This window comes from Paraburkholderia sp. J10-1, assembly GCF_905220165.1.
Taxonomy (GTDB): Bacteria; Pseudomonadota; Gammaproteobacteria; order Burkholderiales; family Burkholderiaceae; genus Paraburkholderia.
Genome location: NZ_CAJMYW010000012.1, coordinates 70660 through 95895, shown reverse-complemented (window position 1 = coordinate 95895; position 25236 = coordinate 70660). Strand labels below are relative to the sequence as shown.

16 protein-coding genes are annotated in these 25236 nt (G+C 64.9%); 4 read left to right on the top strand and 12 right to left on the bottom strand.

The window, feature by feature from the left end:
• Positions 1-8: 8 nt before the first annotated feature.
• The 4 genes from lpdA to typA form a co-directional block, all read right to left on the bottom strand.
• A complete protein-coding gene (lpdA, locus tag U5A65_RS29830; RefSeq protein WP_321914234.1) occupies positions 9-1439 on the bottom strand; it encodes a dihydrolipoyl dehydrogenase in 1431 nt (476 codons plus the stop codon).
• Between the two features lie 125 nt (positions 1440-1564).
• Complete coding sequence (gene odhB, locus U5A65_RS29825; protein ID WP_321948712.1) at positions 1565-2839, bottom strand: 2-oxoglutarate dehydrogenase complex dihydrolipoyllysine-residue succinyltransferase; 1275 nt, start codon at positions 2837-2839, stop codon at positions 1565-1567.
• A gap of 118 nt (positions 2840-2957) precedes the next feature.
• Positions 2958-5822 (bottom strand): 2-oxoglutarate dehydrogenase E1 component, encoded by a 2865-nt coding sequence (locus tag U5A65_RS29820; protein ID WP_321914232.1) that lies wholly within the window; start codon positions 5820-5822, stop codon positions 2958-2960.
• Positions 5823-6162: 340 nt separating this feature from the next.
• On the bottom strand, positions 6163-7989 hold the full coding sequence (typA, locus tag U5A65_RS29815) for a translational GTPase TypA (protein WP_321948711.1): 1827 nt from the start codon (positions 7987-7989) through the stop codon (positions 6163-6165).
• A gap of 426 nt (positions 7990-8415) precedes the next feature.
• Here typA and U5A65_RS29810 point away from each other — a divergent pair, with 426 nt between their 5' ends.
• From U5A65_RS29810 to U5A65_RS29795, 4 genes are all read left to right on the top strand, one after another.
• A complete protein-coding gene (locus U5A65_RS29810; protein ID WP_321948710.1) occupies positions 8416-8919 on the top strand; it encodes a MarR family winged helix-turn-helix transcriptional regulator in 504 nt (167 codons plus the stop codon).
• Between the two features lie 89 nt (positions 8920-9008).
• The gene (locus U5A65_RS29805) at positions 9009-10610 is read left to right on the top strand and encodes an efflux transporter outer membrane subunit (RefSeq protein WP_321948709.1); all 1602 of its coding nucleotides are present in this window, start codon (positions 9009-9011) and stop codon (positions 10608-10610) included.
• Between the two features lie 65 nt (positions 10611-10675).
• On the top strand, positions 10676-11971 hold the full coding sequence (locus U5A65_RS29800; protein ID WP_321948708.1) for an EmrA/EmrK family multidrug efflux transporter periplasmic adaptor subunit: 1296 nt from the start codon (positions 10676-10678) through the stop codon (positions 11969-11971).
• A gap of 104 nt (positions 11972-12075) precedes the next feature.
• Entirely contained in the window at positions 12076-13641 is a 1566-nt protein-coding gene (locus tag U5A65_RS29795) for a DHA2 family efflux MFS transporter permease subunit (protein ID WP_321914227.1), read from the top strand.
• A gap of 105 nt (positions 13642-13746) precedes the next feature.
• Here the strand turns inward: U5A65_RS29795 and truB are convergent, their stop codons facing one another.
• The 8 genes from truB to U5A65_RS29755 all read right to left on the bottom strand — a co-directional run bounded on the left by truB (position 13747) and on the right by U5A65_RS29755 (position 25193).
• The gene (gene truB, locus U5A65_RS29790) at positions 13747-14670 is read right to left on the bottom strand and encodes a tRNA pseudouridine(55) synthase TruB (protein WP_415765847.1); all 924 of its coding nucleotides are present in this window, start codon (positions 14668-14670) and stop codon (positions 13747-13749) included.
• A gap of 83 nt (positions 14671-14753) precedes the next feature.
• Positions 14754-15119: a 30S ribosome-binding factor RbfA gene (rbfA, locus tag U5A65_RS29785; protein ID WP_158758004.1), complete on the bottom strand. Its 366-nt coding sequence runs from the start codon at positions 15117-15119 to the stop codon at positions 14754-14756.
• Between the two features lie 183 nt (positions 15120-15302).
• Positions 15303-18260, bottom strand: a complete 2958-nt coding sequence (gene infB, locus U5A65_RS29780) for a translation initiation factor IF-2 (protein ID WP_321914225.1) — start codon at positions 18258-18260, stop codon at positions 15303-15305.
• A gap of 155 nt (positions 18261-18415) precedes the next feature.
• The gene (gene nusA, locus U5A65_RS29775; RefSeq protein WP_069267875.1) at positions 18416-19891 is read right to left on the bottom strand and encodes a transcription termination factor NusA; all 1476 of its coding nucleotides are present in this window, start codon (positions 19889-19891) and stop codon (positions 18416-18418) included.
• Positions 19888-20346 carry a ribosome maturation factor RimP gene (gene rimP / locus U5A65_RS29770; RefSeq protein ID WP_028204813.1) on the bottom strand — a complete coding sequence of 153 codons (459 nt, stop codon included), beginning with the start codon at positions 20344-20346 and terminating at the stop codon, positions 19888-19890. The genes nusA and rimP overlap by 4 nt, the downstream gene beginning before the upstream one ends.
• A 540-nt stretch (positions 20347-20886) precedes the next feature.
• Positions 20887-22659, bottom strand: a complete 1773-nt coding sequence (gene rluB, locus U5A65_RS29765; protein ID WP_321914224.1) for a 23S rRNA pseudouridine(2605) synthase RluB — start codon at positions 22657-22659, stop codon at positions 20887-20889.
• Positions 22660-22721: 62 nt separating this feature from the next.
• On the bottom strand, positions 22722-23654 hold the full coding sequence (gene scpB, locus U5A65_RS29760) for an SMC-Scp complex subunit ScpB (protein ID WP_321936758.1): 933 nt from the start codon (positions 23652-23654) through the stop codon (positions 22722-22724).
• A 339-nt stretch (positions 23655-23993) separates the two neighbouring features.
• A complete protein-coding gene (locus U5A65_RS29755) occupies positions 23994-25193 on the bottom strand; it encodes a pyridoxal phosphate-dependent aminotransferase (protein WP_321914222.1) in 1200 nt (399 codons plus the stop codon).
• Between the last annotated feature and the right edge of the window lie 43 nt (positions 25194-25236).

Sequence of the window (25236 nt, the reverse complement as noted above, 5' to 3'; positions counted from 1 at the left end):
TGGCGCTCTTACATGTTGAGCGCGCGCTTGTCAGTCGCGAGTGCTGCTTCGCGCATGACTTCAGACAACGACGGGTGCGGATGGCAAATGCGGCCGATGTCTTCGGCGGCAGCCTTGAATTCCATCGCCACCACGGCTTCCGCGATCAGGTCCGATGCGTTGGCCGAGATGATGTGCACGCCGAGCAGCTCGTCGGTCTTGGCGTCGGCGATCATCTTCACGAAGCCGTCGGCCTTGTTGATGCCAAGCGCGCGGCCGTTCGCCATGAACGGGAACTGACCCGTCTTGATGTCGCGGCCTTCGGCCTTGAGCTGCTGCTCCGTCTTGCCGACCCATGCGATTTCCGGTTCGGTGTAGATCACCCACGGAATGCAGTTGTAGTCGATATGCGGCTTCTGGCCGTCGATGATCTCGGCCACCAGCACGCCTTCGTCTTCGGCCTTGTGCGCGAGCATCGGGCCGCGCACCACGTCGCCGATCGCGTAGACGTTCGGCACGCTCGTGGCGCAGTGGTCGTCCACGTCGATGAAGCCGCGCTCGTTGGCCTTCAGGCCGATCGCTTCGAGACCGAGGTTATCGGTGTTCGGCACGCGGCCAACCGACACGATCAGGCGGTCGGCTTCGAGCACTTGCGCGTTGCCGTCCTTGTCCGTGTAGTTGATCGTGACATTCTTGTCCGTCGCCTTCACTTCACCGACCTTCACGCCAACGTGAATGTCGAGACCCTGCTTCTTGAAGAGCTTGGCGGCTTCCTTCGAGAGCGCAACGTCAGCCGCGCCGAGGAATTCCGGCAGCGCTTCGAGCACGGTCACTTCCGCGCCCAGACGACGCCACACCGAGCCCAGCTCCAGACCGATCACGCCGGCGCCGATCACAGCCAGCTTCTTCGGCACGGTGTCGAACGAGAGCGCGCCTTCGTTGTCGGCGACGATCTTGTTGTCGACCGGGATGCCCGGCAGATGACGCGCCTTCGAGCCCGTCGCGATGATCACGTTCTTCGCCGTGACGACTTCGGTTTCGCCTTCGCCGCTCACTTCGATCTGCACGCCGGCGTCGGTCTTGCCGGTGAACTTGCCGTGGCCCTTGAGCCACGTGATCTTGTTCTTGCGGAACAGGAACTCGATACCCTTCGTCATCTTCTCGACGATGCCTTCCTTGCGGGCGAGCATCTTCGCGACGTCGATCTTCACGTCGCCCACGCTGATGCCGTGGTCAACGAGGTGATGCTGGGCGTTCTCGAACTCTTCCGACGAGGCGAGCAGCGCCTTCGACGGAATGCAGCCGACGTTCAGGCACGTGCCGCCGAGCTTCAGCGCGCCGGCCGGGTTCTTCCATTTTTCGATACACGCAACCGACTTGCCGAGCTGGGCGGCGCGGATCGCCGCGATATAGCCGCCGGGGCCGGCGCCGATCACGACGACGTCAAATTCTTTGGACATGGTCATCCTTTCGAGACGTGAGCGCCACGCGCGGTGTCCGGTTTCCGGAAACCGCGCGCGAGGCGCTCAGTGTGAGACTGGATGCGCGAGCAGGACGTGAGCCCTGGCTCGCGCTACAACGCGAATTACAGGTCGAGCAGCAGACGAGCCGGATCTTCCAGCGCGTCCTTCATTGCGACCAGCGACAGGACGGCTTCGCGGCCGTCGATGATGCGGTGGTCGTACGACATCGCGAGGTAGTTCATCGGGCGGATCACGATCTGGCCGTTCTCGACCACAGCGCGTTCCTTCGTGGCGTGCACGCCGAGGATCGCCGACTGCGGCGGGTTGATGATCGGGGTCGAGAGCATCGAGCCGAACACACCGCCGTTCGAGATCGAGAACGTACCACCCGTCATTTCTTCGATCGACAGCTTGCCGTCCTTGGCCTTCTGGCCGAATTCGGCGATCTTCTTCTCGATGTCGGCGAGGCTCATCTGGTCTGCGTTACGCAGGATGGGCACCACCAGACCACGCGGCGAGCCGACAGCGATACCGATGTCGAAGTAGCCGTGGTAGACGATGTCGTTGCCGTCGATCGACGCGTTGACGAGCGGGAACTTCTTGAGGGCGTGAACCGCAGCCTTCACGAAGAACGACATGAAGCCGAGCTTCACGCCGTGTTCCTTCTCGAACTTGTCCTTGTACTTGTTGCGCAGGTCCATGACCGGCGCCATGTTCACTTCGTTGAACGTCGTGAGGATGGCGTTGGTTTGCTGCGACTCGAGCAGACGCTCGGCGATACGCGCACGCAGACGCGACATCGGCACGCGCTGTTCCGGGCGGTCGTTGAGCCAGTTCGCAGCCGATGCCGGCGCGTTGACTTGCGGCAGCGAGGGCTTCGCAGCAGCAGCGGATTTGGCAGCCGGTGCAGCGGCCGGAGCGGCCTTCGGTGCGCCAGCGCCGAGCACGTCTTGCTTCGTGATGCGGCCGTCACGGCCCGTGCCGGCGACGTCGCCGCCCGACAGACCCTTTTCCGCCATCAGCTTCGACGCTGCGGGCGATGCCACGGTGCTGCTGGCCGTCGATGCGGCGACAGCAGCAGTCGGTGCGGCTGCGGGAGCCGCGGCAGCAGCCGGGGCGGCAGCGGCTGCGGGCGCTGCAGCAGCGCCAGCCTTGGCTTCCGTGTCGATCTTTGCGATCACCTGTTCGCTCTCGACGGTTGCGCCGTCGCCAACGAGGATCTCGGCCAGCACGCCGGCTGCCGGCGCGGGCACTTCGAGCACGACTTTATCGGTTTCGATCTCGATGACGACTTCGTCCTGAGCGATCGCTTCGCCCGGCTTCTTCTTCCACTGCAGCATCGTGCCTTCCGACACCGACTCCGAAAACTGCGGGACCTTCACTTCTACGATAGCCATGTGATTTTCCTGAATACTTTTTCGGGGACATCCCCGTATGACGAACCGGGTCGCGCACTTGAGCGCGGGAAAGCGTGCCTTGAATTCACACGCTTTCCCGGTTCGGTTGCTCTAGTGCTTACTTCGCGACCTGCGCGCCCTTCAGGCGGCCGAATGCACCTTCGATCAGCGTCTTCTGCTGCTCGTAGTGCTTCGCGTAGTAGCCAACAGCCGGCGATGCGGAAGCAGGACGGCCGCTGTACGCGAGCTTCATGCCTTCCTTCATGCCTTCCTTCAGGTGGTGCTCGATGTAGAACCACGGGCCCTGATTCTGCGGCTCGTCCTGCACCCACACCACTTCGGTCGCGTTGTCGTACTTCTTGAGCTCCGCTTCGAACTGCTTGTGCGCGAACGGATAGAGCTGTTCGATACGGATGATCGCGACGTCGTTCGCCTTCGCTTCGCGGCGGTGCGCGACGAGGTCGAAGTACACGCGGCCCGAGCAGGCCACCACGCGCTTGACCTTCTTCGCGTCGATGCTTTCGTCCACTTCACCGATGACCGGCTGGAACGTGCCCTTCGCGAGTTCGGACAGATCCGACACGGCTTCCTTGTGACGGAGCAGCGACTTCGGCGTGAAGATGATGAGCGGCTTGCGGAACAGGCGGATCATCTGGCGACGCAGCACGTGGAAGATCTGAGCCGGCGTGGTCGGCTGAACGACCTGCATGTTGTGCTCGGCGCACAGTTGCAGGAAACGCTCGATACGCGCCGACGAGTGCTCCGGACCCTGGCCTTCGTAGCCGTGCGGCAGCAGCATCGTGAGACCCGAAACACGGCCCCACTTCACTTCGCCCGACGAGATGAACTGGTCGATCACGACCTGCGCACCGTTGACGAAGTCGCCGAACTGGCCTTCCCACGCGACGAGCGTGTTCGGCTCAGCGGTCGAGTAGCCGTATTCGAAGCCGAGCACGGCCTCTTCCGACAGCACCGAGTCGATCACCGTGAACTGCGCCTGGTTCTCGCCGATGTTTTGCAGCGGCACGTACGTGCCATCGTCCCAACGCTCGCGGTTCTGGTCGTGCAGAACGGCGTGGCGGTGCGTGAACGTGCCGCGGCCCGAGTCCTGGCCCGTCAGGCGCACTGCGTAGCCCGAAGCGACCAGCGACGCGAACGCGAGGTGTTCGCCCATGCCCCAGTCGAGCTTCGCTTCGCCCTTGCCCATCGCGCGGCGGTCGTTGATGACGCGCTCGACCAGCGGGTGAACCTTGAAGTTCTCGGGGATCGTGGTGATGCGCTCAGCCAGACGCTTGAGTTCGGCGAGCGGCACTGCCGTGTCGGCAGCGTCGGTCCACTTGCGGTTCAGGAACGGAACCCAGTCCACCGCGTACTTGCTCTTGTAGTTCGAGAGCACGGGGTCGACCGTGTGGTGGCCTTCGTCCATCGCGGCGCGGTAGGCCTTGACGTAGTTGTCGCCGTCTTCCGCCGTGATCACGCCTTGCTGCACGAGCTTCTCGGCGTACAGGGCACGGGTGCCCGGGTGCTTCGCGATCGTCTTGTACATCAGCGGCTGCGTGACAGCCGGCGTGTCCTGCTCGTTGTGGCCGAGCTTGCGGAAGCAGATGATGTCGACCACGACATCCTTGTGGTACTGCATGCGGAAATCGACCGCGAGCTGGATCGCCAGCACGACCGCTTCCGGATCGTCGCCGTTCACGTGCAGCACCGGCGCTTCGATCATCTTGACCACGTCGGTACAGTAGAGCGTCGAACGCGCGTCGCGCGGGTCCGAGGTCGTGAAGCCGATCTGGTTGTTGATGACGATGTGCAGCGTGCCGTGCGTGCCGTAACCGCGCGTTTGCGCGAGGTTCAGCGTTTCCATCACGACGCCCTGGCCTGCGAAGGCCGCGTCGCCGTGGATCTGCACCGGCAGCACCTGCAGGCCGTCTGCATCGCCGCGGCGATCCATACGGGCCTTCGCCGAACCCTCGACCACCGGGTTGACGATTTCGAGGTGCGACGGGTTGAACGCGAGCGACAGGTGGACCGGGCCGCCTTCGGTTGCGACGTCCGACGAGAAGCCCTTGTGGTACTTCACGTCGCCGGCCGGCAGGTCGTCGACGTGCTTGCCTTCGAATTCGGCGAACAGGTCGGCCGGCATCTTGCCGAGCGTATTGACCAGCACGTTCAAACGGCCACGGTGGGCCATGCCGATGACGATTTCCTGCACGCCCTTCGCGCCGGCGTGACGGACGACTTCGTCCATCGCGGCGATGAAGGACTCGCCGCCTTCGAGCGAGAAGCGCTTCTGGCCGACGTACTTGGTGTGCAGGAAGCGCTCGAGGCCTTCGGCGGCCGTCAGGCGCTGCAGGATGTGCTTCTTCTTGTCGTTCGAGAAGCTCGGCGTCGAGCGGATCGACTCGAGACGCTCCTTCCACCAGCGCTTTTGTTCAGGATCGCTGATGTACATGTACTCGGCGCCGATCGTGCCGCAGTACGTGTCGCGCAGCGCCTTGACGATCTCGCGCAGCGTCGCGCGCTCAAACCCGAAATACAGGTTCGTGGCGCTGAACGTCTGGTCCATGTCGGCTTCGGTGAAGTCGTAGAACGCAGGTTCGAGTTCGGGAATAGGCGGGCGCTCGCGACGCTTCAGCGGATCCAGATTGGCCCACTGCGAGCCCAGGAAGCGATATGCGCCGATGAGGGACTGAACGTAGACTTGCTTGCGAGCCGTTGCGAGGTCTTCGCCGCCACCCTTGGGGACGAATGCATTGGCTTTTGCGCGCTGGGCAAACGACTCGACGATCGGCCCGTGGGCGATGTCGTTGTCGGTCGTGCCACTCGACGACGGCACGTTTTGCAGTGCGTCGAAGTATTCACGCCATTGGTCCGGAACGGACGCAGGGTTGTCAAGATATGCTTCGTATAGCTCTTCGACATACGGAGCATTGCCGCCGAACAAATAGGAGTTCAGCTGGAATTGCTTCATCGTTTCCGACATTTACGCTCACCTTTCTTCGAGTTTCTCGAGAAATAGCGGGTTACTCAACCTTCCGCGCCACGGCCTGACCGTTTAGCGGATTGCGAATCAAGTCTGCTTGGAAGGACCTAAATCATGCATCCGCGGAGTATAGCGCATATGCGCATCTCGCCACAGGATGCAATGCGACCGAACACCACGCGGGAACCCTATTTATATGGGCTCTTGCGGCATTCGCAATGCTCTCTTCCCGCAGCGCAATGCAATCCCCGCCAGACGCAAAAAAGCCGCCCATCAAGCGGCGGCTTTTCTGTGAGTCTGTTTGCATTGCAGTGCGGCAAAAAAGCGATAAAACTGCAAATTACTCGGCACCGGCTTCGCGGCTCGCGCGGCGACGCTCGTGCTCCTTCAGGTGACGCTTGCGCAGACGGATCGATTGCGGCGTGACTTCCACGAGTTCGTCGTCGTCGATGAATTCCACTGCGTATTCGAGCGACATCTGGATCGGCGGCACGAGGCGCACGGCTTCGTCGGTGCCCGAGGCGCGCACGTTGGTGAGCTGCTTGCCCTTGATCGGGTTCACGACGAGGTCGTTGTCGCGGCTGTGAATGCCGATGATCATGCCTTCGTACAGCGCGTCGCCCGGCTTCACGAACATGCGGCCGCGATCCTGCAGCTTCCACAGTGCGTAGGCCACGGCCGCGCCGTCGTCCTGCGAGATCAGCACGCCGTTGCGGCGCTCGCCGAGCGTGCCTTCCCTGACCGGGCCGTAGGCGTCGAACACGTGGCTCATCAGGCCCGTGCCGCGCGTGAGCGTCATGAACTCGCCCTGGAAGCCGATCAGGCCACGCGCCGGAATACGGTACTCAAGACGCGTGCGGCCGCGGCCGTCCGAAGCCATGTCGAGCATTTCGCCCTTGCGGCGGCCCAGCTCTTCCATCACACCGCCCTGGTGGGCGTCTTCGACGTCCACGGTCAGCATTTCGTACGGCTCCTGCTTCACGCCGTCGACTTCGTGCAGCACCACGCGCGGACGCGACACGGCCAGCTCGTAACCTTCGCGGCGCATGTTTTCGATCAGGATCGTGAGGTGCAGCTCGCCACGGCCCGACACTTCGAACGTGGTTTCGTCGCCGGTGTCCTTCACGCGCAGCGCAACGTTGTGGTTCAGTTCCTTCGTGAGACGGTCGCGGATCTGGCGGCTCGTCACGAACTTGCCTTCGCGGCCGGCGAGCGGCGACGAGTTCACGAGGAAGTTCATCGTGAGCGTCGGCTCGTCCACCGTGATCATCGGCAGGGCTTCGGGCGTGTCGACCGCGCAGATCGTGGCGCCGATGCCGATGTCTTCGATACCGTTGATCAGCACGATGTCGCCGGCTTCAGCCGATTCGACCTGCACGCGCTCGAGGCCGCTGAACGACAGCACCTGGTTGATCTTGCGGTTCATCACCTCGCCTTCCGGGCCGAAGCGCAGCGCCACCGGCTGACCCGGCTTGATGCGGCCGCGCTTGATGCGGCCCACGCCGATACGGCCGACATAGGTCGAGTAGTCGAGCGAGGTGATCTGGAGCTGCAGCGGGCCTTCCGGATCCGCATCGCGAACCGGCACGTATTCGAGCACGGCGTCGAAGAGGGGACGCATGTCGCCTTCGCGCGCGTCCGGCGACAGCGAAGCGTAGCCGTTCAGGCCCGAGGCATAGACGACCGGGAAGTCGAGCTGCTCTTCGGTCGCGCCGAGCTTGTCGAACAGGTCGAACGTCTGGTTGATCACCCAGTCGATACGCGCGCCCGGACGGTCGATCTTGTTGACGACGACGATCGGCTTGAGGCCGAGCGCCAGCGCCTTCTTGGTCACGAAGCGCGTTTGCGGCATCGGGCCTTCGACGGCGTCGACGAGCAGCAGCACCGAGTCGACCATCGAGAGCACGCGCTCGACTTCACCGCCGAAGTCGGCGTGACCCGGGGTGTCGACGATGTTGATGTGGGTACCTTCGTACTCGACCGCGCAGTTCTTCGAAAGAATCGTGATACCACGCTCTTTTTCGATGTCGTTCGAGTCCATCACGCGCTCGGCGACCTGCTGGTTGTCACGGAACGTGGCAGTCTGACGGAGGAGCTGGTCGACGAGCGTGGTCTTGCCGTGGTCGACGTGGGCAATGATGGCGATGTTGCGAAGAGCGCGGGACATAGGAACCTGGGTACAGTTGAGTGCGCCGCGCATGCCCTGCTGGCAGGCCCGGCAAGGGCGCGCGGCCGCCGCTTCGAGCCGCGCCGGACGACTGTCTTGGACGATCGCCGGCGGGTCAATTCAGCATCGCTGCAATGACGCACTTTGGGAACCTGAAAGTATAGCACGCGCAGATGAATTGATCTCGCGCATATCAGGGAGCACCCTGGATCGGGTTGGCCAGCGTCGCACCCACGCAACGCATGCGATGAGAGAAACCCGCGGAACCGGCGCGCCGCCGGCCCTGCATTTTCCCATGCCCGCGGGGCCGGATTAAGCCCCTACTCCGCAAAGGTTTCTCGGCAAAGGCAGAATAAACCTTGCCGCGTCAACTAACCGCCCCTATAATTCCTGCCTGGTCAACCATTGCAGTCGCAGCAGAATCTCATGACGGATCCGACTCCCACGCCCCCGCCCGAAGTCCGCGACTACGACCTTGGCGAGAGCGTCGGCTACCTGATCTCGCGGGTGAAATCGACGATGTCGAACATGGTCACCCAGCGCGCCGTTGCCGAACTCGGCGTAACGAGCCAGCAGGCCAGCATCCTGTTCATGGTGGCGACCGGCAAATGCACGCTCGCCGCCGAACTCGCCCGCGAGTACGGCATCGACGCGAGCGCCGTCACGCGGCTCGTCGACCGGCTGGAGAAGCGCGGGCTCCTGAAGCGCGTGCGCAGCTCCGAAGACCGCCGTGCGGTGCGCCTCGCGCTCACGCCCGAAGGCCTTGCCATCGCCGCGCGCATGCCGGCGATTTTCCGCAGCGTCACGGAGCATCTCTCGGCAGGATTCACGCCTGAGGAGGTCGGTTTCCTGAAGAGCATGTTGCGGCGGATTCTTTCGAATAGCTGCGAAGCGAGCCAGAGTTCAAGCCCGAATTCGCCCGAGAATTGATGACGGGGCAAGCAAATTTGAAATCGCCGAACAAGAAAATAGCTGCATCGTCCAGTATCACCACACACTCTCACGCATCGAGACGAGCAATGAAATCCCAAACCGAGTTTGCGCCAGTTCCGGCCGTGCGGGCGCTGTCCTGCCGGGCGGCGGTCGCCGCCGCGGTCGCGGCGCTCGCCCTTTCGGGTTGCGCGAACTACATCGGCATCAAGAGCGACAAGACCATCGATCAGCCGCAGCAGTTCGAAAGCTCGCAAAGCATTCCGGCGCAAGGCGGCCAGTGGCCCTCGCTCGACTGGGCGAACCAGTTCGGCGACCCGCAACTGCCCAAGCTGATCGACGAGGCGCTCGAAGGCAGCCCGACCATCGCTCAGGCGCAGGCGCGCCTGGCCAAGGCTTCGTCGTACATCGAAACCTCGCGCTCGGCGCTCTTTCCGAAGGCCAACCTGAGCTATTCGTGGACCCGCGAGCTGTACTCGGCCAACGCCCTTTTTCCGCCCCCGTACGGCGGCACCTGGTATAGCGAGAACAACGTGCTCGCCAGCGCCTCGTGGGATCTGGACCTCTGGGGCAAGAACCGCCAGCGGCTCGCGCAAGCCGTGTCCGCGCAGCGTGCCGCCGAAGCGGACATGCAGCAGGCGCGCATCACGCTCGCCTCCTCGGTCGCGCGCACGTACAACCAGCTCGCCCAGCTTTATGAGCTGCGTGCCATCGCCGTGCACGAGATCGACAACCGCAAGACCATCGGCACGATCACGAACGGCCGCGTGGTGGCGGGGCTCGACACCAACGTCGAGAAACAGACGGCGAACGGCAACATCGCGACGAGCCAGGCCAATCTCTCGCAGATCGACGGCCAGATCGAAACGACGCGCTACCAGCTCGGCGCGCTGCTCGGCAAGGGCCCGGACCGCGGCCTGCAGATCGCGCAGCCGGTGCTCAATCCGGTTGCCAACGTCGCGCTGCCCGACAATCTGCCCGCCGACCTGCTCGCGCGCCGCCCCGACATCGTCGCCGCGCGCTGGCAAGTCGAAGCCGCGATGCACGACGTCAAGGAAGCCAAGGCCGAGTTCTACCCCGACGTGAACCTCGCGGCCGGCTTCGGCTTCGATGCGTTCGGCTGGGGCAAATTCCTGAACTTCACGAGCCGGCAGGCGCAGTTCGGGCCGGCCGTGCATCTGCCGCTCTTCGACGCGGGCGCGCTGCGTGCGCAGCTGAAGGGCCGCTACGCCGACTTCGAGCTCGATGTGGCGAACTACAACCAGACGCTCATCGGCGCGTTCCAGGACGTGGCGACCGACGTGTCGACGATCCGCTCGGCCGACAAGCAGCTCGTGGACGCGGATCGCGCACTCGACGCTTCGACCAAAGCCTGGCAGCTCGCCGTGATCCGCTACAAGGCGGGTCTCTCCGAGCAGCTTCAGGTGCTCACCGCCGACCAGAACCGCCTCGCTGCGGAGCAGACGGTGTCGAACCTGAAGGCGCAGCGCCGCGACCAGCAGATGGCGCTCATCAAGTCGCTTGGCGGCGGCTTCGAAGCGCAAGGCGCGGGGCTCACGCCGCCGGCCGAAGTCGGCAGCGAAGCACGCGGCCAAAGCGACGTGAACGGCGCACCATGGCGCGGTACGCGCTCGCCGCAGAACGCGGCGGCATCGACGAGCGCGGCAAACGCCGCGCCCACGCCGAATTGAGCGCCAGGCAGCACACGAACATCAAAAACTGAACGAACAGCACGCAAGCATCCGGAGATCCTTCCATGAGCACCCCCCAGCAGCCGGCGGCCCCGCAGCCGAACGCGAACAGCGGCAAGCGCAAGCGCATGATGACGCTGCTTGTCCTCGTGATCGTGATTGCAGCCGTTGCCTACGGCCTCTACTACTTCCTCGTCGCGCGCTTTACCGAAAGCACGGACGACGCCTATGTGAACGGCAACGTCGTGCAGATCACGCCGCAGGTCACCGGCACGGTGATCGCACTGAAAGCGGACGACACCCAAACCGTGAACGTCGGTGACCCGCTCGTGCTGCTCGACCCGGCCGACGCGCGCGTCACGCTCGAGCAGACTGAAGCGCAACTCGCGCAAACAGTACGCCAGGTGCGCGGCCTCTTCGCCGACGACAGCCAGTACGAAGCGCAAGTCGCGGTTCGCCAGGCCGACCTCTCGCGCGCGCAGGACGACCTGCGCCGCCGCATGCAGGTCGCGCAGACGGGCGCCGTCTCGCAGGAAGAGATTTCGCACGCCCGCGACGCCGTGCGCAGCGCCGAAGCCGCGCTCGAAGCCGCGCAGCAACAGCTCGCCGCGAACCGCGCGCTGACCGCCAACACGACCATCGCCAATCACCCGAACGTGGAGGCTGCCGCCGCCAAGGTGCGCGACGCCTATCTGGCGAACGCACGCAACACGCTGCCCGCGCCGGTCACCGGCTACGTGGCCAAGCGCACGGTGCAGGTGGGCCAGCGCGTCTCGCCGGGCAATCCGCTCATGTCGGTGGTGCCGCTGAACTCGCTGTGGGTCGACGCCAACTTCAAGGAAGTGCAGCTCAAGCACATGCGCATCGGCCAGGCGGTCGAAATGACGGCCGACGTGTATGGCTCTTCGGTGGTCTATCACGGCAAGGTGGTGGGCTTCTCGGCGGGCACGGGTTCGGCCTTCTCGCTCTTGCCCGCGCAGAACGCCACGGGTAACTGGATCAAGGTGGTGCAGCGTCTGCCGGTGCGTATCTCGCTCGATCCGGAAGACCTCCAGAAGCATCCGCTGCGTATCGGCCTCTCGATGCAGGTGGACGTGAACATCCGCAACGATTCGGGCACGCAGCTCGGCAACGCGCAGAACACGGTGTACGAGACCGATGTGTTCGCCAAGTACGGCGCAGAAGCCGATGCGGAGATCGCGCGCATCATCGCCGAAAACGCCGGCCCGAATGCGCACAAGGCAGCCAGCAATGGCGCCAACAGCGGTGCCAACAGCGCCGGCAACAGCGCGACCGGCAATGCCGCCGCCAAGGCGCAGGTGTCGTCCGCTCACGCGACGAAAGCCGGCGCGAAAGGCTGATTGAAGCCCTGCTAAAAGCACTCGCAAACACCGGCGCGGGCTGATCCTCAGTCCGCGCCGCTTCGTTTCGCGTGCCCGCCAACAGGTCAACAGGAAAGGACGCAATGGCAGCACCACAACAACCCGTCGCGCATCCCCCGCTGCAGGGCGCGCAACTCGTGATCGGCACGATCGCGGTGTCGCTCGCGGTGTTCATGAACGTGCTCGACACCTCGATCGCGAACGTGTCGATCCCGTCGATCTCGGGCGACCTCGGCGTGTCGTCGGACCAGGGCACGTGGGTCATCACCTCGTTCGCGGTCGCCAACGCGATCTCGGTGCCGCTCACGGGCTGGCTCACCGACCGTGTCGGCCAGGTACGCCTGTTCATGGCGTCGATCATCCTGTTCGTGATCTCGTCGTGGCTGTGCGGCCTCGCACCCACGCTGCCCTTCCTGCTCGCCTCGCGCGTGCTGCAAGGCGCCGTGGCTGGCCCGATGATCCCGCTTTCGCAAACGCTGCTGCTCGCGAGCTATCCGCGCGCGAAGGCGCCCATGGCGCTCTCGATGTGGTCGATGACCACACTGATCGCGCCGGTGGCCGGTCCGATTCTGGGCGGCTGGATCTCCGACAACATCTCGTGGCCGTGGATCTTCTACGTGAACATTCCGGTCGGCATCGTGGCCGCGTTCGCGACGTGGGCAATCTTCCGCAACCGCGATTCAGTCGTGAAGAAGGCGCCGATCGACGGCGTGGGTCTCGCGCTGCTCATCATCTGGGTGGGCTCGCTGCAGGTGATGCTCGACAAGGGCAAGGACCTCGACTGGTTCTCGTCGACCACGGTCGTCGTGCTCGCGCTCACCGCGATCATCGCATTCGCTTTCTTCGTGGTATGGGAGCTGACCGCCGATCACCCCGTGGTCGACCTGTCACTGTTCGCGCGGCGCAATTTCACGGGCGGCACGATCGCGCTTTCGGTGGGCTACGGCCTGTATTTCGGCAACCTCGTGCTACTGCCGCTGTGGCTGCAGACCGACATCGGCTACACCGCCACCGACGCGGGTCTCGTGATGGCGCCGGTGGGCTTCTTCGCGATTCTGCTTTCGCCGATCACGGGGAAGATCCTGCCGCGCACCGACCCGCGCTATATCGCGACCACGGCGTTCATCGTGTTCGCGCTGTGCTTCTGGATGCGTTCGCGCTACACCACGGGCGTGGACACCTGGGCGCTCACGCTGCCTACGCTGATCCAGGGCATCGGCATGGCGGGCCTCTTCATTCCGCTCGTGTCGATCACGCTTTCGGGTCTGCCGGGCCATCGCATTCCGGCGGCCTCGGGCTTGTCGAACTTCGTGCGGATCATGTGCGGCGGTATCGGCACCTCGATCTTCGAAACGGCGTGGGATCACCGCACGACGTTTCACCATGCACGCCTGACCGAAGTGGCAACGCCGACCAATCCGGTCTTCAACCAGTCGATGCAGCAGTTCCAGGGCGCGGGTCTCGATCCTTCCCAGGCGCACGGGCTCTTCGACCGGATGCTCTCACAGCAGGCCGCGCAACTCGGTGTGAACGACCTGTTCTGGATTTCCTCGGTGATCTTCATCGTGCTGATCGCGCTCATCTGGATCACGCGGCCCGAACGTTCAGGCGGTGCGGACGCGGGTGCGGCGGCTTCGGCGGCGCATTGAGGCTCATGCGTTAGCGCTTGCCGCTGTCCATAGCAAAACGGCACGTCCGGTTGTTCACCGGCGTGCCGTTTTTGTTGGTGCGCCCGAGGCGCGATTCGAGTTCGCTCAGGCCGCGCCGCTCACGACCAGCCGCTCCGGCGCAAGCACGCCGTTCGCGGCCTTCGCCACGCCGAGCAAGCGCCCATCTTCCGCATACACACGCACGCGTTCGGCCGCTTCGCAAGCCGCGCGATCGAGCACCAGCTCGTTGAGCGGCAGGCGCTGGCCGTGCATGAAGCGGCGCGCCGCCTCTTCATTGAGCGTCAAGGCGGGAAACGTGGAAAGCAGCGCGTCGACAGGTTGCAGCCAGGTGTCGCGCTCGGGCTCGTCAGCGGCGGTGAGCGCTTCGAGCGTCACCGCATGCTCGAGCGTGAGCGCGCCCACACCCGTACGCCGCAGCATCACGAGATGCGCACCGCAGCCCAGCGCCTCGCCGATATCCTCGGCCAGCGTGCGGACGTACGTGCCCTTGCTGCACGTCACGCGAAACGTGACCTCAGGCGTCTCGGGAAGCGCGCATGCGATCATCTCCAGCGCAAGAATCTTTACCTCGCGCCCTTCGCGCTCGACCGTCTGCCCCGCACGCGCGTATTCGTAGAGCGGCTTGCCGTCGCGCTTGAGCGCCGAATACATGGGCGGCACCTGCACGATGTCGCCGAGAAAGCGCCCCATCGCTTCACGCACTGCGGCTTCGTCGCAGGCGACCTCGCGCGTTTCGACCGCCTCGCCTTCGGCGTCGCCCGTTGCCGTGCGAATGCCGAGGCGCATGGTCGCTTCATACGTCTTGTCGGCTTCGAGCAGATCCTGCGAAAACTTGGTCGCTTCGCCAAAGCACAGCGGCAGCAAGCCCGACGCGAGCGGATCGAGCGTGCCGGTGTGGCCTGCCTTCTTCACGCGATAAAGCCGCTTCGCGCGAATCAGCGCGTCGTTGCTGGAGAGGCCAACGGGCTTGTCGAGCAGCAGCACGCCGTCGAGCAGGCGGCGCGGCACCTTGGGTGGGGCCGCCTTAGGTCGGGCCGCGTCAGGTCGCGGCGCGCCCTGATTCTGTTTCGATGATGCAGTCATTGCCCGCGTCAGTCGTCCTTCGCGCGCGTCGCGTTCGCCTCGTCGATGAGGCGCGACATCTCGACACCCTTCTCGACCGACTGGTCATAGTGGAAATGCAGCGTCGGCACCGTATGAATGTGCAGGCGCTTGAAGAGCTGGTTGTGCAGGTGGCCGGCGGCGTGGTTGAGCGCTTCCTGCGTGGTCTTCGGGTCGCCCGTGAGGGTCGTGAAGTAGACCTTGGCGTGCGCGTAGTCGGGCGTGAGTTCCACGCTCTGGATCGTCACGAGCCCGACTCGCGGGTCCTTCACTTCGCGCATCAGCTCAGACAGATCGCGCTGGATCTGGTCCGCGATCTGCACGTTGCGATTCGGGGAGGTACGTTTTTTCGGCATGATGGTTCCACCTCTTGATCTACGAGGCATTCAGGCGGCGTTGCGTCCATAACGGCGCACACACGGCCGCACAAAAACAAAACGGGCGGGGCTGGCCAGCGCCTGCCCCGCCCGTTATCGGCAAACCCGCGGCGAACCGCGGCAAACGAGCCGCCCGAAGGCCGGCCCGCAGGCGTCGCTGTATTACAGCGTACGCGCGACTTCGGTGATCTCGAACACTTCGAACTGGTCGCCTTCGACGATGTCGTTGAAGTTCTTGATCGACATACCGCACTCGAAGCCTTGCTTGACTTCCTTGACGTCGTCCTTGAAGCGCTTGAGCGAGTCGAGTTCGCCGGTATGGATGACCACGTTGTTGCGAATCACGCGCACCGACGACGAACGCTTGACGAAACCGTCCGTGATCATACAACCCGCGATCAGGCCGACCTTCGGCACGCGGATCACCTGACGCACCTCGGCCATACCCGTCACCGTCTCGCGCTTCTCCGGCGCGAGCATGCCGGACATCGCCGCCTTCACCTCATCCACTGCGTCATAGATGATGTTGTAGTAGCGGATGTCGATGCCGTTCGCCTCGGCCACCTTACGCGCCTGCGCATCTGCACGCGTATTGAAGCCGATGATGACCGCCTTCGAAGCCGTTGCCAGGTTGACGTCCGACTCGCTGATCGCACCGACCGCGCTGTGCACGATCTGCACGCGCACTTCGCTGGTCGACAGTTTGAGCAGCGATTGCACCAGCGCTTCCTGCGAACCCTGCACGTCCGCCTTGACGATGAGCGGCAGGTTCTGCACTTCGCCTTCGCCCATCTGCTCGAGCATGTTTTCGAGCTTCGCGGCCTGCTGCTTCGCGAGCTTGACGTCGCGGAACTTGCCTTGACGGAACATGGCGATTTCACGCGCCTTGCGATCGTCCGGCAGCACGATGACTTCTTCGCCCGCGCCCGGCACTTCCGAGAGACCCTGGATTTCGACCGGGATCGACGGGCCGGCTTCCTTCGTGGGCTTGCCCGTTTCGTCGAGCATGGCGCGCACACGGCCGTAGGCGCTGCCTGCCAGTACGACGTCGCCGCGATTGAGCGTACCCGACTGGACGAGAATCGTGGCAACCGGACCCTTGCCCTTGTCGAGCTTCGCTTCAATGACGATGCCCTTGGCCGGTGCTTCGACCGGTGCCTTCAGTTCCAGCACTTCGGCTTGCAGCAGCACGTTTTCGAGCAGATCGTCGATGCCCGCGCCGGTCTTCGCCGACACCGGCACGAACGGCGAGTCGCCGCCGTACTCTTCCGGCACGACGCCTTCCGCCACGAGCTCCTGCTTCACGCGCTCGGGGTTCGCATCGGGCTTGTCGATCTTGTTGATCGCCACGACGAGCGGCACACCCGCAGCCTTCGCGTGCGAGATCGCTTCCTTCGTCTGCGGCATCACGCCGTCGTCGGCCGCGACCACCAGAATGACGATGTCGGTTGCCTTCGCACCGCGAGCACGCATGGCCGTGAAGGCCTCGTGACCCGGCGTGTCGAGGAACGTGATGACGCCACGCGGCGTTTCGACGTGGTATGCGCCGATGTGCTGCGTAATGCCACCCGCTTCGCCCGCTGCGACCTTGGCGCGGCGGATGTAGTCGAGCAGCGAGGTCTTGCCGTGGTCGACGTGACCCATGACGGTGACGACCGGCGGACGCGGCAGTTGCTCTGCGTCCGTACCCGTGGCCTGGCCTTCGACCAGCAGCGCTTCCGGATCGTCGAGCTTCGCGGCAACCGCACGGTGGCCAAGTTCCTCGACGATGATCATCGCCGTTTCCTGGTCGAGCATCTGGTTGATGGTGACCATCTGGCCCATCTTCATCATCGCCTTGATGACTTCCGATGCCTTCACGGACATCTTGTGCGCGAGGTCGGCCACCGTGATGGTTTCCGGCACGTGCACTTCACGCACGATCGGCTCGGTCGGCGCCTGGAACGTCGAAGCGTCCTGGTGACGGCCACGGCCCTTCGGGCCACCGCGCCAGCCGCGATCCACGCCGCCCGACGAGTCGCCGCGCGTCTTGATGCCACGGCGCTTGGCCGCGTCGTCCTGCCAGCCGCCCTTGCCTGCGCCCGGCTTCTTGTTGCGGTCGCCCGCGCCTGCACCCGGCGCGCTCGTCGAAGGCGCGGCCGTCGTGGCCGGCTTCTTCGCCGCGGCGCCTGCACCGCCGGCCGGACGCGCCGGCGCACCTTCCGGACGCGCCGGCTTGTGCAGCGTGCCCTTGGCCTCAGCGGGCTTGGGCGGCTCGACGGGCTTGGGCGGCTCGGGCGCCTTCACCTGCGCCTTGCGCGGCGTGTTCATCATTTCGCGGATCGCGCGCGCTTCGGCTTCGGCAGCCGCACGGCGGCGAGCGATCTCGTCCTGTTCCTTCTGCGCCTTTTCGGCGGCTTCGCGTGCAGCGACTTCGGCCTTCTGGGCCGCTTCGCGCTGCGCGGCGCGCTCGGCTGCGGCGCGCTGTTCTTCCTGCTGGTCCTGCTGTTGCTTCACTTCTTTGGCTTCCGCTTCGGCGTTGCGCTGTGCGGCCACGGCCTGAGCGGCCAGTTCGCGAGCGGCGGCGTCGGCCGCTGCCTTCTTCTTTGCAGCTTCTTCTTCGGCACGGCGGCGCTCGGCCTCGGCGGCCTCTTCACGCGCGCGGCGCTCGGACTCTTCACGCGCGAGCAGTTCCTGGCGCTCCTTGAGCTCCAGGGCCTGACGCTCGAGCAGTTCTGCCTCGCGGCGCGCTTCTTCCTCGCGGCGCTGCAGCTCCGCCTCTTCGGCGGCAGCGGCTGCGTCGGCGGCATGATTCGATGCCTCCGCCTCACCGGCGGACTCGTCGCGGCGGACGAACGTGCGCTTCTTGCGCACCTCGACCTGAATGGTGCGAGCCTTACCCGTCGAATCGGACTGCTTGATTTCCGACGTATGCCGTTTCGTCAGCGTGATCTTGCGCTTGTCTGCATCAGTCGAGCCGTGAGACTTGCGCAAGTGGTCGAGCAGACGCGCCTTGTCCGTTTCGGACAAGGAGTCGGCTTCGCTCGCTTTCGTGACGCCCGCCGCCTGCAGCTGCTCCAGCAGCACGCCGGCAGGCATCTTCAGTTCCGCGGCAAATTGGGCTACGTTGTTACTCGCCATTCATTCCTCTTAATGCAAGGACCGATTCCTTGCGGTTGACATCGGGTCATGCGGCCTTGGGTGCCTTGCTTCCTGCAAGGCTCCGCCGCGATCAGATCAGTGGGTCATGGTCGCTTCCTGCTCGTCGCGCCCTGGGGTCGTTTCCCGTTACCGGGTCACTGGAACCAGTGCTCGCGTGCCTTCATGATCAACGCCTTGGCGGCGTCCTCTTCCATTCCCGTCATTTCGACCAGCTCGTCCACGGCCAGCTCGGCGAGCTCGTCGCGGGTGTGAACTTCATGCTGCGCCAGTTTCGCGAGCAGGTCCGGGTCGATACCGTCCAGACTCTTCAGGTCCAGCGCGGCGCTTTCCACCTTCTCCTCGTTCGCAATCGCCTGCGTGAGCAGTGCGTCGCGAGCGCGGTTGCGCAGCTCGTGCACGGTGTCCTCGTCGAACGCCTCGATTTCCAGCATTTCGTTGAGCGGCACGTAGGCGATCTCTTCGAGGCTCGTGAAGCCTTCGTCGATCAGGATGTCGGCGACTTCTTCATCCACGTCGAGACGCGCCATGAACAGGTCGCGCAGCACCGTGCGCTCCTGATTCTGCTTTTGCGCGGATTCGTCCGGCGTCATGATATTGATTTGCCAGCCGGTCAGCTCGCTGGCGAGACGCACGTTCTGGCCACTACGGCCAATCGCGACCGCGAGTTCGCTCTCGTCGACCACGACGTCCATCGAGTGCTTTTCCTCGTCGACGACGATCGACTGCACGGCAGCCGGCGCGAGCGCGCCGATCACGAACTGTGCGGGATCTTCCGACCATAGCACGATGTCGACGTTTTCGCCACCGAGCTCGTTGCGCACGGCCTGCACACGCGAGCCGCGGATGCCGACGCAGGTGCCGATCGGGTCGATGCGCTTGTCATAGGCCACCACGCCGATCTTGGCGCGCACGCCCGGATCACGCGCCGCCGCCTTGATCTCGAGGAGGCCCTGTTCGATTTCGGGCACTTCCATTTCGAACAGCTTCATCAGGAACTCGGGCGCCGTGCGCGAGAGTTCGATCTGCGGGCCGCGGGCGGTGCGGTCGACCTTGCCAATCCAGGCACGCACGCGGTCGCCCACGCGCAGGTTTTCCTTCGGAATCAGCTGGTCGCGGCGCAGCAGCGCTTCCACACGGCCGGATTCGACGATGAAGTTGCCCTTGTCCATGCGCTTGACCGTGCCGGTCATGATGCTTTCGCCGCGCTCGAGGAAGTCGTTCAGGATCTGCTCGCGCTCGGCGTCGCGCACCTTCTGCAGGATGACCTGCTTGGCGGCCTGCGCGCCGATACGGCCGAACTCGACCGAAGGCACCGGCTGCTCGACGAAACCGTCGATCTGCGCTTCCGGGTCCTGCTCGCGTGCTTCGAACAGCAGGATTTCCTGGTCCGGCTCCTGCAGGCCCGCCTCGTCCGGCACGACGCGCCAGCGACGGAACGTTTCGTGCTCGCCGCTTTCGCGATCGATATGCACGCGGATATCCGCATCCTCGTCGAAGAGTTTCTTGGAGGCCGACGCAAGCGCCGCTTCAAGGGCGGCGAACACCACGTCCTTGTCGACATTCTTCTCGCGTGCCAGCGCATCCACCAGCATCAACACTTCGCGACTCATTGTTTGCGGCTCCTAAAGTCAACTTTGGGGACAAGGCGTGCTTTGTCGATATCTGCGAGCGTGAAATCAAGCATCGCAGGACCCGCCTTCCCTTCGAATTCCAGACCGATGGATTCGCCTTCGGGAGCATGCACGATGCCCCGGTACGATTTCCGTCCGTCCAATGGCTTTTTCAACGTGATTACCGCTTCGCAGCCTGCGAAGCGTTCGAAGTCCGCCAGTTTTTTCAGCGGACGGTCGAGACCGGGCGACGAAACCTCGAGCCGCTCGTAGTCGATGTTCTCGACCGTCAGAACGTGCTGCAGCTGACGCGTGACCTTCTCGCAGTCCTCGATCGCGATCCCCGCGGGCTGATCAATGAAGATAGTCAGCATGCCGCGCCCGGTGCGCTCGAGGTCGACCAGCTCGTAACCGAGCCCGGTGACCGTGGTTTCAATCAGTTCCGTCAGTTGCACAATGCCCACTCCAGATGTTCTGCGCAGCGGGCCAGCAACTTCCTTCGCTCTAATTCTTGCTTCGCTAGGGATTCGCGGGCCGCGCGCCAGGTGAGCGCGCGCGCTTCTCACCTACTTGCCCCACGATGACGAACGACCCGGCGCATGGTTCGGATAACCCCCAAATTGACAATGCCGAACGTGAAACGTCGGCATCTGTTGGTAACCAATTGGGGCGAACCAAAAAAAAATGGGCGAAACGCCCATCTTCTCACTTAGCCAGGTGGTCGCACCTGGGGCGCGAATTACAGCACGTAAAAGAGCCGCACGCCCAGCGACTTTGTGATTCTAGCCTTTTTTGCACATTAACGCAAACCCACGGTCAAGCCAGAGGCGCCTTTTGCCGTTATTTACGGGCTCGCAAGGGGGATTTGCCGGCGTTTTACGCATTAACCGCGCACAACTGAAAAGGCAGCGACTGCGCATACCGCACGCATCGCGGCCGTTGCATGGCCGCGACGCCCACCGCCTGGCGCGGCCGGGCGTCGCATGCCTCGCGAATTAATGGCCGCGTGTGCGGTTGCGCGGCGTGCCGCGCTGGCCGCCACGGTTGTTGCCGCCCGTGCGGTTGCCGTTGGGATTGGCATTGCCGCCGTTGCCCGGGCCGCTGCGGCGATTGCCGTTGGCGTTGGCGCTGCCGCCCGCACGCTTGCCCGCCGCGCCCGGAGCACGGTTGCCGTCGACGTCGCGGCCGCCCGCGCGGTTGCCGCCACGGCCGCCGAAACCGGAGCCCGCGCCGAAGTTGCCGTGACCGGTACCTGCGCCGCCGCCAAAGCCGCCCGTCGCGCCGCGCCGTCCCTGGCCCTGACGCGGCTGCCCCATTGCACCGTGCGAGCTCAGCACCGGCTCGCGGTTGATGAAGCCCATGGACGTCTGCATCGGATCCGGCTGGCGACGTTCCTGCTCCTTGCCGCCACGACCGCCCTTCTCTTCGCTCGGGGCCTTCAGGCCGACCGCCGCCATCAGCGCGCGCACCTGGTTGTCTTCGAGCTCTTCCCAGCGACCGCGCTTGAGGCCCTTGGGCAGCGCGATCGGGCCGTGACGCGTGCGGATCAGGCGGCTCACCATCAGGCCGGCCGCCTCGAACATACGCCGCACTTCGCGGTTACGGCCTTCGGCCAGCGCAACGTGGTACCAGTGATTCGTGCCTTCGCCGCCGCCATCGCGAATGCGCAGGAAGCTTGCCGGGCCGTCCTCGAGTTCGACGCCCTTGAGCAGTTTCTGGCGCATCCCCTCGCTCAGTTCGCCGACCACACGTACCGCGTACTCGCGCTCCACGCTGTAGCGCGGGTGCATGAAGCGGTTCGCCAGATCGCCCGAGGTCGTCAGCATCAGCAGACCTTCGGTGTTGAAGTCCAGACGGCCGACAGCAAGCCATTTCGCCGTCTTCATCGGCGGCAGGCGGTCGAACACCGAGGGGCGGCCTTCCGGATCGGCGTGGCTCACGATTTCGCCAGTCGGCTTGTGATAGATCAGCACGCGCGGCGGCTTGTTCTGCAGCTTGCGCTTGATAGGCTTGCCGTTGATGCGGACCTGGTCGGTCGGCAGGATGCGCTGGCCGATGTGCGCCGGCTCGCCGTTCACCGAGACGCGCCCGGCAATGATCAGCTCTTCCATGTCGCGGCGCGAGCCCATGCCCGCGTCCGCCAGCACTTTGTGCAGCTTCGGCGCGTCGTCGTCGGGGCTCAGCACGCGCTTGGGCTGCTGGGCGCGGCCGCGGCGCAGCATCGGTGCGCGCACGCCCGAACCGGCGCCGTTGTCGGCGTCGAACGCCGGCGAAGTCACATAGAGGAACAGATCGTCCGGTGTGGACTCGCCCGTGGCGGCAGCCGGCTGGCCTTCGGTGCGGCCCTGGCCCTTCTGGCGCTTGCCCGCGCCTTGCTGACGCTCGGCCTGACGCTCGCCTTGACGCTCGCCCCGGCCGGCGCCACCGGCGTTCTGGCCGCGGCCCGCCTTCTTCGCGCCGCCTTCCTTGCGCGGCGCGCGCCCGGCGGGAGCGCGCTCAGCTGTCGCTTGCGGCGGCTCGGCGTCAGGCGCTGCGGACACGTCGGCGCCCTCCGCGCCTTCAGCGGCCTTCGCCTTCGCGCCTGCTCGGCGGCGCGCGATCAGGCTGCGCGGCCCGCGGCGCAGACCACGGCGCGGACGATCTTCGCCCTCGCCGCCCTGTGCTTCGCCTTCGACCTGCGAAGCGCGCGTGTCATCGTCGCGCGCGGAGGACGCGCGGCGAGCGGATTCGGACGCGTCGGTCGAATCGGTGTCGTGGATATCAGTCAAAACAACCTCAAAATGTCAGGTTGCGCGCCCGCTTGCGGGGCGCGTCAAAAATGCTTGTTGCTTCAGATGCCGCGTCGTGCGGCTTCGTCGTCCGTCGTCGAGACGGGGTCGTCCTGCGCCGCGTCGCGGCGGTCTTCGTGTTCTTCTTCGCCCGCCGCATCTGCTGCGTGCGCGGCATCCTGCACGTGAGCATCCGGGATTGACCCGTGCTGCGCGAGGCTTGTTTCGCCATGTCCCGCGTCGCCCGAGGCGTCGGCTGCGTACGCAACGTTTGCGCCTGCCACCTCGTGCGCAGCTTCCGTTTCGTGGGCTGCTTGCGTTTCGTGCGTTTCGCCCCCGGCTACTGTCGTCGCTCCCGCATCTTCCGCGCCTGCGGCGTCAGCGTCGGCCGCCTCGGGCTGACCTTCCGCGACGAACTGCGCTGCGGCGCTATCGGGAAACTCGATCGCGTGCTGGGCAAGCAGTTGCTCGCCGAACTGGCTCGACGGATCGTCGAGCGGCGGCAGCTCGTCGAGCGACTTCAGTCCGAGATCGTCGAGAAACTCCCGCGTCGTTGCATAGAGCGCCGGACGTCCCGGCACGTCACGATGACCGATCACTTCGATCCAGTTACGGTCCTCGAGCTGTTTGACGACCTGCGTATTGACCGTGACGCCACGAATTTCCTCGATGTCGCCGCGCGTGACCGGCTGCCGGTACGCGATGATCGCGAGCGTTTCGAGCACCGCGCGCGAATAGCGCGGCGGCTTTTCGGGGTGCAACCGGTCAAGGTACGTCCGCATGGCCGGCTTGCTCTGAAAGCGCCAGCCCGACGCGAGCCCCACCAGCTCGACGCCGCGCCCGGACCATTCATGCCGCAGGTCTTCGAGCAGGTTGCGGACCGTGTCGGCCGAAATATCGTCGGCAAACAGTTTGCGCAGTTCGCCGATCTTCAACGGCTCCTGCGTGCAGATCAATGCAGTCTCGAGGACGATTTTCGCCTCTTGGGTATTCATGCAGCCAGGTCAGACCCTAAGTAAGGTAAATCAGGTTCAAGGAACCGGATCAGACAGACGAAAGACGATATGGAACTGGAGACGCGCTCGCCCGATTCTGATCGGTCATATTGATGGGAGCACGCACCGGGGGGCCGAAATTCAGGCAAAGAGCCAGACCCAGCCGGAGGGAGCCGCGAATTTCCCGCAGGGAATCGCTTGACTGAGCGCCATATTACGCAAAAACGCTGGGTGCGTAAAGACGCCATTCCGCATGAGCGGCCTCATTTTAACCGGGGCCGGGCCGCTGCCTTGCGCTCCCTCGCGCGACACCGGCCCGGCGCGCTCCCGCGCTACGGCTCAATGCGCTCCCACCGCCTCCAGGTAACGCGCGAGGCGCTCGACGCCCGCGTCGAGCCGCGCCGGATCGCACGCGTAGCACCAGCGCACGAAGCCTTCGCCTTGCGGGCCGAACGCGCTGCCCGGCGCGAGTCCGAGGCCCGCGTCGCGCACCAGCGCCTTGCACAGCTCGAGGCTGTTCTGCGCGCCCGCCAGCCGGAAAAACAGGTACATCGCGCCGTGCGGCACTTTCACATCGACGCCAGGCAGCTTGGCAAGCGCCGCGGCGAGGTGGTCGCGCGAGGCGCGCAGATCGGCCACGAGCGCACGTGTGAACGGCTCGCCGTGCTCGACCGCGGCAATGCCCGCCTGCTGCACGAACGAAGGTGCGCACGAGGTGTTGTACTCGACCAGCTTGCCGAGATCGTCGGTCAAGGTGCGCGGCACGACCATCCAGCCGAGCCGCCAGCCGGTCATGAGCCAGGCCTTCGAGAACGAATTCACGCAGATCAGCCGCTCTTCTCGCGACGCGATGTCAAGGAACGAGGGCGCGGTGCGCTCATTCGCGTCGCCGTAATAAAGGCGCTCGTAGACCTCGTCGGCGACGATCCAGATGCCGAGGCGTCGGCAATGCTCGAGCACCGCGCGCTGTTGTTCGCGCGTCATCACCCAGCCCGTCGGGTTGTTCGGCGAGTTGATCATGAGCATGCGCGTGTCGGGCGTGAGCGCCGCCAGCAGCCGGTCGAGATCGAGCGTCCAGCCGTGCTCGCCGTAGCCGAGCGAGACCGTCTCGACCGTGGCGCCAAGAATCTTCGGAATTTCGACGAGGTTCGGCCACAGCGGGGTCACTGCCACCACCCGATCGCCCGCGCCCACGACGAGTTGGGCCGCCAGCATCAGCGCGTTGACGCCGGCGCTCGTCACCGCGAGGTTGTCCACCGGCGTTGCGCCGTGCAGTTCGCTCACGTAACGCGCGAGCGATTCGCGCAGCGGCGCGATACCGAGGTTGTGCGTGTAAAACGTGTCGCCGCGCCCGAGCGCCTCGGCAGCCGCCTCGCGGATGAACGGCGGCGTCACGCGGTCGGACTCGCCGAACCAGAACGGCAGCACGTCGGGAACGCCGAACCCGGCGTTCGCCACTTCGCGGATCTGCGACGAGCGCAACGCACGCACCGCTTCGCGCGGCAGGGAGACGGAGGACGACGGATCGAGATCGCTCATCGGAGGTTCGGGCTAGCAGAATGTGGGAAAACGTGAAGTGTAG